This window comes from Streptococcus sp. CF7_Ac1-8 (assembly GCF_024295435.1).
In the GTDB taxonomy this organism is placed as follows: domain Bacteria; phylum Bacillota; class Bacilli; order Lactobacillales; family Streptococcaceae; genus Streptococcus; species Streptococcus mitis_AP.
Genome location: NZ_JANCPI010000021.1, coordinates 12475 through 27562 on the forward strand (window position 1 = coordinate 12475; position 15088 = coordinate 27562).

Here is a 15088-nt window from a genome sequence, read left to right on the forward strand (position 1 = left end):
TCTAGTTTTTGAAAAAAGGAGAAAGAAAATGAAAAAATTTGTCGCTGAATTAATCGGTACGTTCATGCTTGTGTTCATCGGAACAGGAGCTGTTGTTTTTGGAAATGGTCTTGATGGCCTTGGTCACCTAGGGATTGCCTTTGCCTTTGGTTTGGCAATCGTAGTTGCAGCTTACTCAATCGGAACTGTTTCAGGTGCTCATTTGAATCCAGCTGTTTCTATTGCTATGTTTGTTAACAAACGTTTGTCATCTTCAGAGCTTGTAAACTACATCCTTGGACAAGTAGTTGGAGCCTTCTTAGCATCTGCTTCTGTCTTCTTCCTCTTGGCTAACTCAGGGATGTCAACTGCTAGTCTTGGTGAAAATGCCTTGGCAAACGGTGTCACTGTCTTTGGTGGTTTCTTGTTTGAAGTTATTGCAACTTTCTTGTTTGTCTTGGTTATCATGACCGTGACATCAGAAAGCAAGGGCAATGGCGCGATTGCTGGTTTGGTAATCGGTTTGTCCTTGATGGCAATGATTCTTGTGGGATTGAACATCACTGGACTGTCAGTAAACCCAGCTCGTAGCTTGGCACCAGCTGTCTTGGTAGGTGGCGTAGCCCTTCAACAAGTTTGGATTTTTATCCTTGCCCCAATCGTTGGTGGAGTTCTTGCAGCCCTTGTTGCAAGAAACTTCCTTGGAACAGAAGAATAATTGAAACTCAAAAAGCCTTGCTCCTCATCTTGAGGAACAGGGCTTTTTCGTATTATACTTTTCGAAAATCTTTTCAAACCACGTCAGCTTCACCTTGGATTATATATGTGACTGACTTCGTCAGTTTTATCTGTAACCTCAAAACCATGTTTTGAGCAACCTGCGGCTAGCTTCCTAGTTTGCTCTTTGATTTTCATTGAGTATGAGTTTAACGGTTGTCAATTTTCTCTGGATAAAGGTCGTGTTGGAAGAGGCGTTGTTCTGCCAAGCCATCATACTTAGTTCCAGGCTTACCGTAGTTGTAGTAGGGGTCAATTGAGATGCCACCGCGCGGAGTGAATTTTCCCCAGACTTCTAAATAGCGAGGGTCTAGCAAGTTGACCAAGTCTTTCCCGATGGTGTTGATACAGTTTTCGTGGAAATCTCCGTGGTTTCGGTAGCTAAAGAGGTAGAGTTTGAGGGATTTTGACTCGACACAGAGCTTGTCAGGGATGTAGGAAATATAAATGGTCGCAAAGTCTGGCTGAGCAGTGATCGGACAAAGTGAGGTGAATTCAGGGCAGTTGAATTTGATGAAATAGTCATTTTCCACATGACGATTGTCAAAGGATTCGAGGACCTCTGGTTGATATTCGAAAATGTAGTTGGTTTCTTTGTTGCCTAGTAGGCTTAGGTTTTTCAATTCTTCTTGTTGTGACATGATTTTTTCTTTCTAATCTTAAACACCGCGTTGGTTGTCGTAGAGGAGGGTATGTAGTTGAGGAAGGACGCGGACATTGCCCCAGCTATCGTCAGTAGCGACACGTTCCCAGAGTTCTTTGAGGCGGTCCAGTTGGTCTTGGACAATATTACCTGTAGCTTTTGGCTCAGGATTTCCAGCTGATAAGAAGAGAACATCTGGTTGGTAGCGCTCTTGAATGACTTTAGCAAAGGCCAAATCCGCATCATCAAAGACAGGGATTTTAAAGGTGACCTTGTCTGGATCAAGTTGGGAAACGATAAAGTCCAGGGTCTCAAAGTTGACTTCCATCTTGGATGAAGGAGGTTTGGGACTTAGAGTGACCTGGTCGATGTCTTTTAACCAATTTTGCCAGCGGGAGCCTTGGGTCTCAACAGCCAGAGTGACACCACGTTCCTTGAGCTTGGTTACTAGCTCAGCCATGTTGGCTGCTAGGATAGCAGGATTTCCCCCAGATAGGGTGACGTAGTCGTAGCTCCCTAATTTATCCAAGGCAGCAATGACTTCGTCAGCTGTCATACGAGTTGGCTTTTCAGAACCATCCCAAGTAAAGGCAGAGTCGCACCAGTCGCAGTGGTAGTCGCAACCAGCAGTGCGGACAAACATGGTTTTCTGCCCAATAGCACGGCCTTCACCTTGAAAGGTAGGACCAAAAATTTCCAAAACTGGTAGTTTGAGGACACGTTCCCTAGTCATCTAACCACTCCCGTCTAAACTCTGCAAAGGCAGTAGGAGTTTCATAGAGGCGAACGTATTCTAAACGAAGACCTCGTTCATCTGGTAACTCTTGATTCATGGTTTGGAAAATCCAGTAAACCATATTTTCAGCGGTTGTATTCATATAGGGCAGGGTTTCATTGAGATAGCGATGATCTAAGTGGGGCTCTAAGTAGTTCTTGTAGATAGCTTTGATATCTCCGAAATCGTAGGTCATGCCACGTTCATCTAAAAATCCACTGACAGCAATCTGCAAATGATAGGTGTGACCATGCAGGGATTTGCATTTTCCCTCATAGTGAAAGAGGTGGTGGGCAGCGTCAAAGGTAAATTCTTTTGATACCAAGGTTCTGTGAGGATTGTAGACAAGAGACTCCCCGGTTTCCTGTTTGATTTCTTTGGGTGCAAAAAACATTAGGCCTCTCCTTTCTGTGAGAGATAAACATCTAACCCATGTTGACGTAGATGGCAGGCTGGACAATTTCCACAGCCACTTCCGATAATTCCGTTGTAGCAGGTTACAGTTTTTTTACGAACATAGTCAAAGGCACCGAGTTGGTCGGCTAATTCCCATGTTTCAGCCTTGTCTAGCCACATGAGAGGTGTTTGGATAACAAAGTCGTAATCCATGGCAAGGTTGAGGGTAACATTAAGGGATTTGACAAAGACATCTCGACAATCGGGGTAGCCTGAGAAGTCTGTCTCGCAGACACCTGTCACGATATCTTTAATGCCCCGTTGCTTAGCAAGAACAGCCGCAAAGGATAGAAAGAGGTGGTTGCGACCGTCAACAAAGGTATTGGGAACCTCTCCCTCTTTTTGCTCAATTTCCAAATCAGAGGTCAGGGCATTTTCAGTGATTTGCCCCAGCAGAGACATATCTAGGATATGATGACGAATCCCCTGTTCCTTAGCGATTTCTCTAGCAACTTGAATTTCGAGATGATGGCGTTGACCGTAGGCAAAGGTAACGGCTTCGACCGTTTCATAGTGTTCTTTAGCCCAAAAGAGGCAGGTTGTAGAATCTTGACCGCCGCTAAAGACGACCAAGGCTGATTGATGTTTCATAGTACTCCTTCCAAAATGGGAAATGTTCAGAGCACGCAAAAAGCTCCCTTGAGGGAGCTAAAAAATACCAAGTAGAGGTTTTTTTTAGCGATGGCATGTCCCAAACATCGTAATATTCTACCTACAGTTTAGCATATTTTTTGAAAAATGGCAAAGGGCAAGAAAAAAGAGACCAAAGAAAGTAATTGGTCTCTAATGTGATTAGCTCAATTCAGCAACGATGGCCTTGATTTGTTCTGCTGTGTGAACACCAGCAACTTGTTTGACAACTTGGCCGTCTTTTTTGAAGAGAAGAGTTGGGATAGACATGATTCCAAAAGCACGAGCTGTGTTTGGGTTTTCATCAACGTCCATTTTAACGATTTTCAAGACATCCTCTGAAAGTTCTTCAGACAATTTATCCAAGATTGGACCTTGCATACGACATGGACCACACCAAGTTGCCCAGAAGTCTACCAAGACCAAACCGTCTTTTGTTTCTTGTTCGAATGTTGCATCTGTAATTGCTTTTGCCATTGTATTTCTCCTTTTTAGTTATATTGGCTTAAATCTTGTTTCATGAGATAGAAGAAGACATCTCCATAAGTCCCATGGTAGTCCAAATCATGACCGTTGTAAGTTAATTTTTGGACAGGGTAGTAGTCTGCGACGCCGATAAGGCAAGCTTGTTGTGAACGATCAAAATCTTCATAAGATTCGAAAGTTACAGTTCTTTCGTTCTTGCTGGCATCTAGATAGGTAATTTCAATCATATTTAAAACTCCTTTGTTTAATGATGATTTTATTTTACTCCTTGTAAAAGAGAATGTCAAGAAAAATGATTGCGCACGCAACTTTTTTTCTAAAATCATCTTAAACCAAGAAATCCAAACCAGTTTCCAAGCTTTCTTCGACAGCCTTTTGTAGAGAGGCCAGTGTCTTTTGCCCATCACCTGTCAGGCAGATAAAACTAGAGCGTCGATCTTGATCACAACACCTGCGACTAAGTAGACCGCAATTTTTGGCTTCCAAGCGAGCCACCATCCGAGAAACAGCGCTCGGGCTCAGATGAAGCTTATCTGGCAGGTCAATCTGGCGTAGAGATTTTTCTTGGGCCAAGTCCAGATAGTAGAGCAGGTAGAACTCTTTCAAGGTCAGACTTTGCTCGCTCTGCTGGGCAATAGTCTCTTCCAAGAGGCTTTCAATTTCTTTCTGACGCCGATTGAAGTCAAACCATTTTTCCAAATAGGTCATAGTATCTCCTTTCTTTTTAGAGTTATAGCATAGAAGAATGTCCATTCTCGGACAGTCTCTGCATCACAAGATGATTGCGCATGCAATGATTATACTACTTTTCAAGAAAGCTGGCAAGAAGGACGCTGGCATCTTTTATCCTAAATCATGCCTGTTTTCCCAAGTCAAGAATTGTTTGTATCCCCTTTCTTCTCAAACTTTCATCAACTCTTGTGCATTTCCTTGAAATTTTCTGAAAAAAGAGTAAACTGGTATGCAAGAAGTCTATTTCGTGGAGTTTAGGATGAAATTATATGTTCAATTAATGATTCTCTTTGTGATTTCTCTAATCGGTGAGGGAATCTCCAGTTTCTTTCATTTGCCTATTCCAGGCAGTATTATCGGTTTGATTATTCTCTTTCTAGCCCTACAATTCAAGTGGCTGAGAACTAGGCATGTCAATATGGTGGGGAATTTCTTGCTGGCTAATATGACCATTCTCTTTTTGCCACCAGCAGTGGGAATCATGGAAAAGTTTGATGTGATTGCTCCTTATCTTTTGCCCATCGTCTTGATTGTCTTTTTTGCAGCAGTTATCAATATTATCCTCATAGCCTTGGTAGTTCAGTTCATCAAGAGACGGTTTGAGGGAGATTATGAGAAAGGAGATGCCAAATGAGTGAATTTGTTTCCAATCCCCTATTTGGGCTTGCCTTGTCTATCCTAGCTTATCTAGTGGGAATGTTGATTTACAGACGTTTTCCCCATCCTTTGACAACGCCCTTGCTTTTGTCAGCTGTTTTCATTATTATCTTTCTAAAGGCGACGGGTATTTCTTACCAGGATTACTACCAAGGTGGTGTTTATCTGAACAACTTGATTGTTCCATCGACCGTGGCTCTGGGGATTCCGCTTTATAAGAGTTTTCACTTGATGAAGCACCATGCACGGAGTATTCTCTTTGGTAGTCTGTTAGCAGTAGTTGTCAATACCTCTTTCACAGCCCTTGTAGCTAAGATTTTTGGAATGGACTTTTTCCTAGCCATTTCTCTCTTTCCGAAGTCAGTGACAACCGCCATGGCAGTGGGAATTACAGAAAAATTGCAAGGTCTGACGACCGTGACCTTGGTGGTTGTAGTGGCGACTGGGATTTTAACCAGTGTCATCGGCCCAACCCTCTTGAAGTGGTTGAAAATTGATGACCCAGTAGCTGTTGGTCTTTCCCTTGGAGGAACAGGTCATGCTGTCGGAACGGGAACAGCCTTTCGATACGGTTCTGTAGCAGGAGCTATGGGTGGTTTGGCTATCGGTGTTACCGGTATTCTCTATGTCTTTGTCAGCCCTATTGTAGCCAGCTTGATATTGAGTTAAAAAGCAAGGAATTTTGGTTCCTTGCTTTTTAAAATCGTATTTTATAGAATATTACTTTCCTTTTCGTAAGTGAATGACTTGGTCATAGTGTTTTAAGTCTTCTTCTGTATAGTGGTGAATGACTTCAATAACTGTTTGAGGTAGGGAGAAGAGCAAGTCGCTAATTTTTCTGCTATTTTCCAAGTCAAGATTGGCCTTGATTTCATCTGCTAAGATGAGTTGGCTATCATGGTAGAGGGCACGAGCTATTTCAAGGCGTTGTTTCTCGCCACCAGACAGACTATCATTGCTGAGCGTTCGATTTTTCAAATGTTCTAATCCTGTTTTTTTGAGGATATGATTTAAAGTATCTGGATTTTTATCCAGTCCTAGAAGGATATTGTCGTCCAGAGAGAGCGTGTCAAAGTAATGGCTATCTTGGAGGATATAGGAACTAAAGCTTGTGATTTCTTGACGTGACAGGTTTTGACCAGCAAAGCTAATCTGTCCACTTGTTGGTGTCTCTTCTCCATGAATGATATTGAGCAGGGTTGTCTTACCAGAGCCACTTTCCCCGATAATGGCAATTTTTTCTCCTTGCTTGATGTGCATGGAAATCGGAGACAGGAGGTTATTTCCATCTTTTTCTAGGGAGATGCTGTTAAGTTGGATAGGGAAAATGTTTTCTATGATTCTAGGCAAGATGGGATCAGACTGGTTCAAAAGTTTTTGGTATTTATTGAGAAGAGTTCGATTCGCTTTTCGGGTGTTGGTAAAGTAAGCCAACTCTTGGAATTGATAGCCGATATTATGGGAAACTAGATAGATGGCCACAAAACTCGCCGCATCTAAATAATTATAGTAGGTCATAAAGCCACCGATGACGATTGGTGTGACAGAACAAAAGGCATCGATGCTATTGATCAAGAGACTGTTTAAAGTTCGTTGTTTTTCATAGTTAATTTCGGTATCTAGACTGGTTTGTAATTGCTTTTGATAGCGAGCAAAAAAGTAGTCTTGCCCCTGATAATGGCGAATTTGTTGGCTACCACCAATAAAATTTGTCAAGCTTGCTAAGTAGCTCTGGTTAACAGTGGACCGCTTTTCAGAAAGTGAATCCAAACGCTTTGATCCGACAGCACTGCAGAGGACAGGAAAGGAGTAGAAGAGGATGAAAATCAAGCCCAGGTAAAAATTGGTCCATAGGGCATAGAGAATGGACACAGTGGTAAAGCCCAGAGAAGAAATGATGATGACCGTTGGCTCAATATAGTTTTCTTCTAGTTGCTTGACGTCGTTTTCTAGGTCGGACAAGATATCTTTTTCATCAATCTCATAACTGTTTAAAAATCGCTTGAAAATAGCACTCTTGATTCCATATTTGAAGTCAGTAATCAAACGAGCGTAGTAATAACGTTTCCCAGCCAAACCCAGTAAGAGGATGAGATTACCAAGGATTCCTAAAATCAAAACTTTCCAAAGAAGGCCTAGTTCTTGATTGGTAAAACTAGCAACAATATTTTGAACAAGGGCTGGTGTGATAATTGCTTCCAGCCAAGTAATGGCAATAGAAAAGAAGTAAAGTATGAGGTGCTTCTTAGTAACAAATCTTTTCAGCATAAAGAGTTGCCCTCCTTATCGATATACATGTAATCAATTTTAAAGTTATTATACTCCTTTTTATTAAATACTTCATATTAAAAATGTAAGTCCTGAGAACGAAAAAAGTCTAGCGAGTTATTGTCGCTAGACTTTAAAACTATTGCAAATTAACCTTGTTTCTCAAGATGTAGTAGGTTCCGAGGTAAAATATAGCTATGAATATGAGTTCTTCAATAATACTCGTACTTGCTCCCATATAGAAATTATCATTAAATCCTGCAAGTGAATTGACATAGAAGTTCGTACTGGTATTGAAGAAGACTTCTACAAATCCAATGACGATTTGGATACCGATATAAGCTACAATGGCTAGTGCGGTACGGTATTCATTGAACAGTTGTCCGATGGAAATAGCCAAGTAGATGCAGAGGATTCCTGAGATGGTATTTAGTAGGAAGGATACCCCCATAAGAGAGAGTTGAGGAAGGAATGTTCCTACAAGTGGAATCAACTCAGAATTTGATATCCATTCTGGAACCGTTATGGTAACAATAATAAAAGCGCTTAGAGCTAGTACAGTGGAGCTAAGGATAGACCAAATGAAGGCTCCAACTAATTTGGCTGTGATGATATGGTGTTCAGAAACTGGCAAGGTCAAGGTCAGATAGCCTTGTCGGTCATAGACACTACCTTTGAATCGTTTAATAATCAAGAAAATGGTTGAAATCCCAAGTGTAATCATCAATCCACCAAAGACGAGAGCCAGAAAGAAAAGTAAGACAGGTTGGCTATCTTTGAAAGATACATAATTATAATAGTGTCCTTGCATTCCTATGGGAACGGAAAGAACTAGCACGGCAGCGTAAAGGGCTAAATACCACTTGTTAACATTTTTAAATTCGTAGCGAACTAAATTCCAAAACATAATAATCTCCTTTGCTTAGGCCTTAAATTCCTGACGGAAGAGTTGGTCAATGGATTCACCAGACTCATAGCGAATATCATCTACATTTCCTTGACGGACGACTTTTCCATCTTTGAGGAAGACAATTTCATCTAAGATTGGCTCGATATCAGAAATTAAGTGGGTAGAAATCAAAACGGTAGAAGTTGGGGAGTAGTTGTTGATAATGGTATTGAGGATATACTCACGGGCTGCTGGATCCACCCCACCAATGGGTTCATCCAAAACATAGAGACGAGCATCACGGCTCATAACCAAAATCAGTTGGACCTTTTCCTTGTTTCCTTTTGATAGTTTCTTGAGACGACTATTTTCATCAATACCGAGGTCAGCAAGAAGATGATGGGCACGTTCAAGATTGAAATCTTTATAGAAGGTCTTGAAGTAGGTTAGGGCTTCTTTGACCTTCATTTGCTCATTGAGATAGGTCGTATCTGGCAAATAAGCTACGATAGCCTTGGTTGCTGGGCTTGGGTCCATATCGTTGATAAGGACACGTCCTTGATCTGGTTGTAAGAGGCCATTGATGAGTTTAATCAAGGTTGTTTTTCCTGAGCCGTTTGGGCCGAGGAGACCGACAATTTTTCCAGCTGGGATGTCAAGAGAAACATTTTCAAGGGCTGGGGTTGCTCCATAAGATTTGGATACATTTTCAAATGCTAGTAATGACATAGGCTTAAACTCCTTTAATATAATCGCCGACTACGCCTGGTAGTTCTTCTTTTTCATAGCCAAAATGGGTCATGGAGGAAACGAAGTGTTCCAATTCTTCTTCCGATAATTGTTTGCGCGATTGGGCGATTAGCTCCTTATCCTCAGTCACAAATCGTCCAGTTGTTCGCTTACTGTAGACAAATCCTTCTCGTTCAAGGTCTGATAAGGCTCTTTGGATGGTGTTTGGATTGACACCAGCCTCGCTAGCCAGCTCTCGCACGGTTGGAAGTTGTTGATTGGGTTCCAGTGTATGGGAAACAATCTGAAGCTTGATTTTCTCCATAATCTGTAAATAGATGGGTTTTTTGTTGTCAAATGTCCAGGACATCTTGGTCTCCTTTCTTTTATCCTTTTGTCTTAATTAAATAATACAACGAAACAAAAAACTTGTCAAGCAAAAAGAAGAATTGTTTTGGGAATCGCTTAAAAAATGGTATAATGAAAAGAAAACGATAAGGAGGGAAAGGATGCGTTGTCCAAAATGTGGGGCTACCAAGTCAAGTGTTATCGATAGTCGCCAAGCAGAAGAAGGGAACACCATTCGTAGAAGACGTGAGTGCGACGAATGCCAGCACCGTTTTACAACCTACGAACGGGTAGAAGAAAGAACCTTAGTGGTTGTTAAAAAAGATGGCACACGGGAACAGTTCTCCAGAGATAAAATCTTTAATGGGATTATCCGCTCAGCCCAGAAACGTCCTGTGTCAAGTGATGAAATCAACATGGTAGTCAATCGTATCGAACAGAAACTCCGTGGTCGAAATGAAAATGAAATTCAAAGTGAGGACATTGGTTCACTCGTCATGGAGGAGTTGGCTGAGTTAGATGAGATTACCTATGTGCGTTTTGCCAGTGTCTATCGTAGTTTTAAGGATGTGAGTGAGTTAGAGAGCCTGCTCCAACAAATCACCCAGTCCTCTAAAAAGAAAAAGGAAAGATAAATGAAGCCAATTGACCGTTTTTCTTATCTAAAGAATAATCGGGTGTCGCAAGATACCTCATCTCTGGTACAGTGCTACCTCCCGATTATCGGTCAGGAGGCACTGAGCCTTTATCTTTATACCATCAGTTTTTGGGATAATGGCAGAAAGGAATACCTTTTTTCAAGCATTCTCAATCATCTCAATTTTGGGATGGATAGACTGATAAAAGCCCTGAAAATCCTATCTGCTTTTAATCTCTTGACCCTCTATCAAAAGGGTGATACCTATCAGATAGTTATCCATGCTCCTCTTTCAAGTCAAGACTTCTTGGAACATCCTGTTTATCGCAGACTTTTGGAGAAAAAGATTGGCGATGCAGCTGTGGAGGATTTAAAAGTTGAAAGTGCTGAGGGAGAAGAAATACCTGTCTCACTCAATCAAGTCTTTCCAGACTTGCCAGAACTAGGAAGTCAAGAAGACCTTGGTCTCAAGAAGAAAGTGGCCAACGATTTTGACTTAGACCATTTTCGTCAGCTTATGGCTCGAGATGGGCTTCGCTTTGCGGATGAGCAGTCCGATGTCTTAAACCTTTTTGCCATTGCTGAGGAGAAGAAATGGACTTGGTTTGAAACTTATCAATTGGCCAAGTCAACAGCTATTTCCCAGGTTATTTCAACCAAACGCATGCGGGAAAAAATCGTTCAAAAACCTGTTTCCTCTGACTTTAGTCCTAAGGAAGCAACCATTATCAAGGAAGCAAAAAGCAAAACTGCCCTGCAGTTCTTGGCAGAAATCAAGCAAACACGCAAGGGGACCATTACCCAAACAGAAAGAGAACTCTTGCAACAAATGGCTGGCTTGGGCTTGCTGGACGAAGTTATCAATATTATTCTTTTATTGACCTTTAATAAGGTAGATTCAGCAAATATCAATGAGAAATATGCTATGAAGGTAGCCAATGACTATGCCTATCAAAAAATTCATTCGGCAGAAGAGGCAGTCTTGCGCATCCGTGAACGTGGGCAAAAGAGTCAAGCTCAAAAAGGCAGTAAACCGAGTCCTACCAAGTCCAATGTACCCAAGTGGAGCAATCCAGATTATAAAAATGAAACCAGCGAGGAAACTCGTCTGGAACTAGAACGTAAGAAACAAGAACTATTAGCTCGATTAGAAAAAGGAGGAGATTAGATGGAAAGTGTCGGAGACGTACTCAAACGTCAACCTAGCCGTTTTCATTATCAAGATTTGGTCCAGAAAATCATGAAGGACCCTGATGTTGCGGCCTTTATCCAGCAAGAATCCTTGACTCCAGAGGAATTAAATCGCAGTATCTCCAAGTTTAATCAATATATCACCGAGCGTGACAAATTTCTCCGTGGGGATACGGATTATATTGCCAAAGGCTACAAGCCAATTTTGGTTATGAATCATGGTTATGCAGACGTTTTTTATGAAGAAACTCCTGAACTAATAGCGGCTGAAAAAGAAGCGGCTATTAAGAATCGTCTCAAGTTAATCAATCTGCCAGCCAGTCTCAGGAAAGCTAGTTTGGCTCAAGTTGACTTGGATGATTTGGGGCGCTTGCCAGTTTTTGAAAAGCTATTAGCCTTCGTGGAACAATATCCAACTATTCTAAAAGGTCTTTACCTATATGGAGACTTTGGTGTGGGTAAAAGTTTCATGGTGGCTGCCTTAGCCCATGATTTATCAGAAAAACGTGGTGTTTCATCAACTCTCCTCCACTATCCTAGCTTTGTCATCGATGTCAAAAATGCTATCGGTGATGGTAATGTCAAGACCTTGGTGGATGAGATTAAGCTTTCTGAAGTCCTGATTTTAGATGATATTGGCGCCGAGCAATCAACAGCTTGGGTACGTGATGAAATCCTGCAAGTCATTCTTCAATATCGGATGCAGGAAAATTTACCGACTTTTTTCACCTCCAACTTCAACTTTGAAGAATTGGAGCTGCATTTCGCTAAAGGGAAACATGGAAATGACGAAACTTGGGAAGCCAGACGCGTCATGGAACGCATCCGTTATTTGGCTGAGGAGACTCGTTTAGAAGGAGTAAACCGTCGATGACAGAAACAATCAAATTAATGAAAGCTCACACGTCAGTGCGCAGATTTAAGGAGCAAACCCTTCCTCAGGAAGACTTGACCGAAATCCTGACAGCAGCCCAGATGGCTTCGTCTTGGAAGAATTTCCAATCCTACTCTGTGATTGTGGTGCGAAGTCAAGAAAAGAAAGATGCTCTGTATGAATTGGTGCCTCAGGAAGCCATTCGCCAGTCTGCTGTTTTCCTTCTCTTTGTCGGAGACTTGAACCGAGCAGGAAAGGGAGCCCAGCTTCATACCGATTCATTCCAACCCCAAGGTGTAGAAGGTCTCTTGATTAGTTCAGTCGATGCGGCTCTTGCTGGTCAAAATGCCTTGCTGGCAGCTGAAAGTTTGGGCTATGGTGGTGTCATTATTGGCTTGGTTCGATACAAGTCAGCAGAAGTAGCAGGGCTCTTTAACCTGCCTGACTACACCTATCCTGTCTTTGGGATGGCACTAGGTGCGCCAAATCAACATCATGATGTAAAACCAAGACTGCCACTAGAGAATGTTGTCTTTGAGGAAGAATACCAAGAACAGTCAACCGAGGTAATCCAAGCTTACGACCGTGTACAGGCTGACTATGCTGGGGCGCGTGCGACCACAAGCTGGAGTCAGCGTCTAGCAGAACAGTTTGGTCAAGTTGAACCAAGCTCAACTAGAAAAAATCTTGAACAGAAGAAGTTATTGTAGAAAGTGAGAAATTATGGCCCTACCAACTATTGCCATTGTAGGACGTCCCAATGTTGGGAAATCAACCCTATTTAATCGGATCGCTGGTGAGCGAATCTCCATTGTAGAAGATGTCGAAGGAGTGACACGTGACCGTATCTATGCAACGGGTGAGTGGCTCAATCGTTCCTTTAGCATGATTGATACAGGAGGAATCGATGATGTCGATGCTCCTTTTATGGAACAAATCAAGCACCAGGCAGAAATTGCCATGGAAGAAGCCGATGTTATCGTCTTTGTCGTGTCTGGTAAGGAAGGAATTACCGATGCAGACGAATACGTAGCCCGTAAACTTTATAAGACCCACAAACCAGTTATCCTCGCGGTTAACAAGGTGGACAACCCTGAGATGCGAAACGATATCTATGATTTCTATGCTCTCGGTTTGGGTGAACCACTGCCTATCTCATCTGTCCATGGGATCGGTACAGGGGATGTGCTAGACGCTATCGTAGAAAATCTTCCAAATGAATATGAAGAAGAAAATCCAGATGTCATTAAGTTTAGTTTGATTGGTCGTCCAAACGTTGGAAAATCAAGCTTGATCAATGCTATCTTGGGCGAAGACCGTGTCATTGCTAGTCCCGTTGCTGGAACAACTCGTGACGCCATTGATACCCACTTTACAGATACAGATGGTCAAGAGTTTACCATGATTGATACGGCTGGTATGCGTAAGTCTGGTAAGGTTTATGAAAATACAGAGAAATACTCTGTCATGCGTGCCATGCGTGCTATTGACCGTTCAGATGTGGTCTTGATGGTTATCAATGCAGAAGAAGGAATCCGTGAGTACGACAAGCGTATTGCAGGATTTGCTCATGAAGCTGGTAAAGGAATGATTATCGTGGTAAACAAGTGGGATACGCTTGAAAAAGACAACCACACTATGAAAAACTGGGAAGAAGATATCCGTGAGCAGTTCCAATACCTGCCTTACGCACCGATTATCTTTGTATCAGCCTTGACCAAGCAACGTCTCCACAAACTTCCTGAGATGATCAAGCAAATCAGCGAAAGTCAAAATACACGTATTCCATCAGCTGTCTTGAATGATGTCATCATGGATGCCATTGCCATCAACCCAACACCGACAGACAAAGGAAAACGCCTCAAGATTTTCTATGCAACCCAAGTGGCAACCAAACCACCAACCTTTGTTATCTTTGTCAACGAAGAAGAACTCATGCACTTTTCTTACCTGCGTTTCTTGGAAAATCAAATCCGCAAGGCCTTTGTTTTTGAGGGAACACCGATCCATCTCATCGCAAGAAAACGCAAATAAAAAAGTAGAATCTGGAATGACATTTCCAGATTTTTTTGATAGAATGAAGTTGAAGAAAACGCCATCAAAAAGAGGTGTCGATAATGGAACATTTGTTTAAATTCTTACTTTTAGCACCTTACTTTTATTTTGATAACTGGATTGAAAAGGCCAACAGAAATAGCAGATTTTTCCCATTTTTTTACTATTTTTACTGGGTTTACATCCCCCTCTATTCTCTTTTTAGCCTTGCTTGGACAGTTGTTTCAGTTCTGTTTTTCAATATCGTCTTGAGAAATGTGACAGATATCAAGTTTTGGGGCATTTGGTTTCTTTTTATTTTGCTAGCTATTGGTCTGAATAGGTCAACTTATTTCTGTCTCAAAAAAATGTTTCGCTTGAGACGGGAACTAGGGAAGTCTAAAGGTGGAAGGCATTGATTTATACTCTTCGAAAATCTCTTCAAACCACGTCAACGTCGCCTTTGATTATATATGTAACTGACTTCGTCAGTTCTATCTACAACCTCAAAACAGTGTTTTGAGCTGACTTCGTCAGTCTTATCTACAACCTCAAAGTAGTGCTTTGAGCAACCTGCGGCTAGTTTCCTAGTTTGCTCTTTGATTTTCATTGAGTATTATATTACTTTCTATTTGTAGGAGGTGGCTTATGGTACGTCTAAAATCATTTATTACACGCTATTTCAAGGTCTATATTGGTTTGGTTCTGCTGATCTGGCTTGCTTTCTTCTTTATTCCTTGGGGGAGTCCGGTTCTGGGGATAACGATTGACATCTTCATTATGCAGAAAGTCTTGCTAGTTTTTGGAATTCTGTCCATTTTGATGGCCTTGCTATCCAAGAAAGTCAGTCTCTTTGTTTTTGGACTTATCTGTTGTCTTTCTCTTTGGATTAATCTATTTATCCTATTTGCTCTTTTGCCGATTTTTGGAAATTAAACACTTAAAAAATAGAGAGAGGTTAGCTTGGAAACTAGCCTCTTTTT

21 protein-coding genes are annotated in these 15088 nt (G+C 41.7%); 10 read left to right on the forward strand and 11 right to left on the reverse strand.

The annotated features are described in order from the left end of the window. The first annotated feature begins 28 nt into the window (after positions 1 to 28). The gene (locus NMM26_RS09250; RefSeq protein ID WP_049551484.1) at positions 29 to 697 is read left to right on the forward strand and encodes an MIP/aquaporin family protein; all 669 of its coding nucleotides are present in this window, start codon (positions 29 to 31) and stop codon (positions 695 to 697) included. 208 nt (positions 698 to 905) lie between these two features. On the opposite strand, the gene queF is transcribed toward NMM26_RS09250, so the two are convergent. The 7 genes from queF to NMM26_RS09285 all read right to left on the reverse strand — a co-directional run bounded on the left by queF (position 906) and on the right by NMM26_RS09285 (position 4454). After that, complete coding sequence (queF, locus tag NMM26_RS09255; RefSeq protein ID WP_049550634.1) at positions 906 to 1397, reverse strand: preQ(1) synthase; 492 nt, start codon at positions 1395 to 1397, stop codon at positions 906 to 908. 18 nt (positions 1398 to 1415) lie between these two features. Further along, positions 1416 to 2132 (reverse strand): 7-carboxy-7-deazaguanine synthase QueE, encoded by a 717-nt coding sequence (gene queE / locus NMM26_RS09260; protein WP_049550633.1) that lies wholly within the window; start codon positions 2130 to 2132, stop codon positions 1416 to 1418. Beyond that, positions 2125 to 2568 (reverse strand): 6-carboxytetrahydropterin synthase QueD, encoded by a 444-nt coding sequence (queD, locus tag NMM26_RS09265; protein WP_000464573.1) that lies wholly within the window; start codon positions 2566 to 2568, stop codon positions 2125 to 2127. Before queD ends, queE begins: the two co-directional genes overlap by 8 nt. Continuing rightward, positions 2568 to 3221: a 7-cyano-7-deazaguanine synthase QueC gene (gene queC / locus NMM26_RS09270; protein WP_049550632.1), complete on the reverse strand. Its 654-nt coding sequence runs from the start codon at positions 3219 to 3221 to the stop codon at positions 2568 to 2570. Before queC ends, queD begins: the two co-directional genes overlap by 1 nt. Positions 3222 to 3422: 201 nt before the next feature. Continuing rightward, positions 3423 to 3737, reverse strand: a complete 315-nt coding sequence (trxA, locus tag NMM26_RS09275) for a thioredoxin (RefSeq protein WP_001029581.1) — start codon at positions 3735 to 3737, stop codon at positions 3423 to 3425. A 14-nt stretch (positions 3738 to 3751) separates the two neighbouring features. Then, positions 3752 to 3973: a DUF4649 family protein gene (locus tag NMM26_RS09280; protein ID WP_000570256.1), complete on the reverse strand. Its 222-nt coding sequence runs from the start codon at positions 3971 to 3973 to the stop codon at positions 3752 to 3754. A gap of 100 nt (positions 3974 to 4073) precedes the next feature. Then, on the reverse strand, positions 4074 to 4454 hold the full coding sequence (locus NMM26_RS09285; RefSeq protein WP_020901663.1) for a MarR family winged helix-turn-helix transcriptional regulator: 381 nt from the start codon (positions 4452 to 4454) through the stop codon (positions 4074 to 4076). 283 nt (positions 4455 to 4737) lie between these two features. Here NMM26_RS09285 and NMM26_RS09290 point away from each other — a divergent pair, with 283 nt between their 5' ends. Further along, positions 4738 to 5112, forward strand: coding sequence for a CidA/LrgA family protein (locus NMM26_RS09290; protein ID WP_000781325.1), 375 nt, complete (start codon positions 4738 to 4740; stop codon positions 5110 to 5112). After that, entirely contained in the window at positions 5109 to 5804 is a 696-nt protein-coding gene (locus tag NMM26_RS09295; protein WP_001288946.1) for an LrgB family protein, read from the forward strand. Before NMM26_RS09290 ends, NMM26_RS09295 begins: the two co-directional genes overlap by 4 nt. Before the next feature lie 51 nt (positions 5805 to 5855). Here the strand turns inward: NMM26_RS09295 and NMM26_RS09300 are convergent, their stop codons facing one another. The 4 genes from NMM26_RS09300 to NMM26_RS09315 all read right to left on the reverse strand — a co-directional run bounded on the left by NMM26_RS09300 (position 5856) and on the right by NMM26_RS09315 (position 9391). Next, positions 5856 to 7403, reverse strand: coding sequence for an ABC transporter ATP-binding protein (locus NMM26_RS09300; RefSeq protein WP_000919330.1), 1548 nt, complete (start codon positions 7401 to 7403; stop codon positions 5856 to 5858). Between the two features lie 139 nt (positions 7404 to 7542). Next, on the reverse strand, positions 7543 to 8310 hold the full coding sequence (locus NMM26_RS09305) for a hypothetical protein (RefSeq protein WP_000498767.1): 768 nt from the start codon (positions 8308 to 8310) through the stop codon (positions 7543 to 7545). Between the two features lie 15 nt (positions 8311 to 8325). Continuing rightward, entirely contained in the window at positions 8326 to 9021 is a 696-nt protein-coding gene (locus NMM26_RS09310) for an ABC transporter ATP-binding protein (RefSeq protein WP_000054197.1), read from the reverse strand. 4 nt (positions 9022 to 9025) lie between these two features. Beyond that, positions 9026 to 9391, reverse strand: a complete 366-nt coding sequence (locus tag NMM26_RS09315; RefSeq protein ID WP_000119149.1) for a GntR family transcriptional regulator — start codon at positions 9389 to 9391, stop codon at positions 9026 to 9028. 139 nt (positions 9392 to 9530) lie between these two features. Between NMM26_RS09315 and nrdR the strand changes: the two genes are divergently transcribed. The 7 genes from nrdR to NMM26_RS09350 all read left to right on the forward strand — a co-directional run bounded on the left by nrdR (position 9531) and on the right by NMM26_RS09350 (position 15041). Continuing rightward, positions 9531 to 10004 (forward strand): transcriptional regulator NrdR, encoded by a 474-nt coding sequence (gene nrdR, locus NMM26_RS09320; protein WP_001203672.1) that lies wholly within the window; start codon positions 9531 to 9533, stop codon positions 10002 to 10004. Next, positions 10005 to 11174: a replication initiation and membrane attachment family protein gene (locus NMM26_RS09325; protein WP_254754311.1), complete on the forward strand. Its 1170-nt coding sequence runs from the start codon at positions 10005 to 10007 to the stop codon at positions 11172 to 11174. Then, positions 11175 to 12071: a primosomal protein DnaI gene (gene dnaI / locus NMM26_RS09330; RefSeq protein ID WP_254754312.1), complete on the forward strand. Its 897-nt coding sequence runs from the start codon at positions 11175 to 11177 to the stop codon at positions 12069 to 12071. It begins immediately after the preceding gene. Continuing rightward, complete coding sequence (locus NMM26_RS09335; RefSeq protein ID WP_254754313.1) at positions 12068 to 12781, forward strand: NADPH-dependent oxidoreductase; 714 nt, start codon at positions 12068 to 12070, stop codon at positions 12779 to 12781. The genes dnaI and NMM26_RS09335 overlap by 4 nt, the downstream gene beginning before the upstream one ends. Positions 12782 to 12794: 13 nt before the next feature. Then, on the forward strand, positions 12795 to 14105 hold the full coding sequence (der, locus tag NMM26_RS09340) for a ribosome biogenesis GTPase Der (RefSeq protein WP_001207696.1): 1311 nt from the start codon (positions 12795 to 12797) through the stop codon (positions 14103 to 14105). Between the two features lie 83 nt (positions 14106 to 14188). Then, positions 14189 to 14524 (forward strand): hypothetical protein, encoded by a 336-nt coding sequence (locus NMM26_RS09345; protein WP_254754314.1) that lies wholly within the window; start codon positions 14189 to 14191, stop codon positions 14522 to 14524. 229 nt (positions 14525 to 14753) lie between these two features. Then, a complete protein-coding gene (locus NMM26_RS09350) occupies positions 14754 to 15041 on the forward strand; it encodes a hypothetical protein (protein ID WP_254754315.1) in 288 nt (95 codons plus the stop codon). Positions 15042 to 15088: the final 47 nt, after the last annotated feature.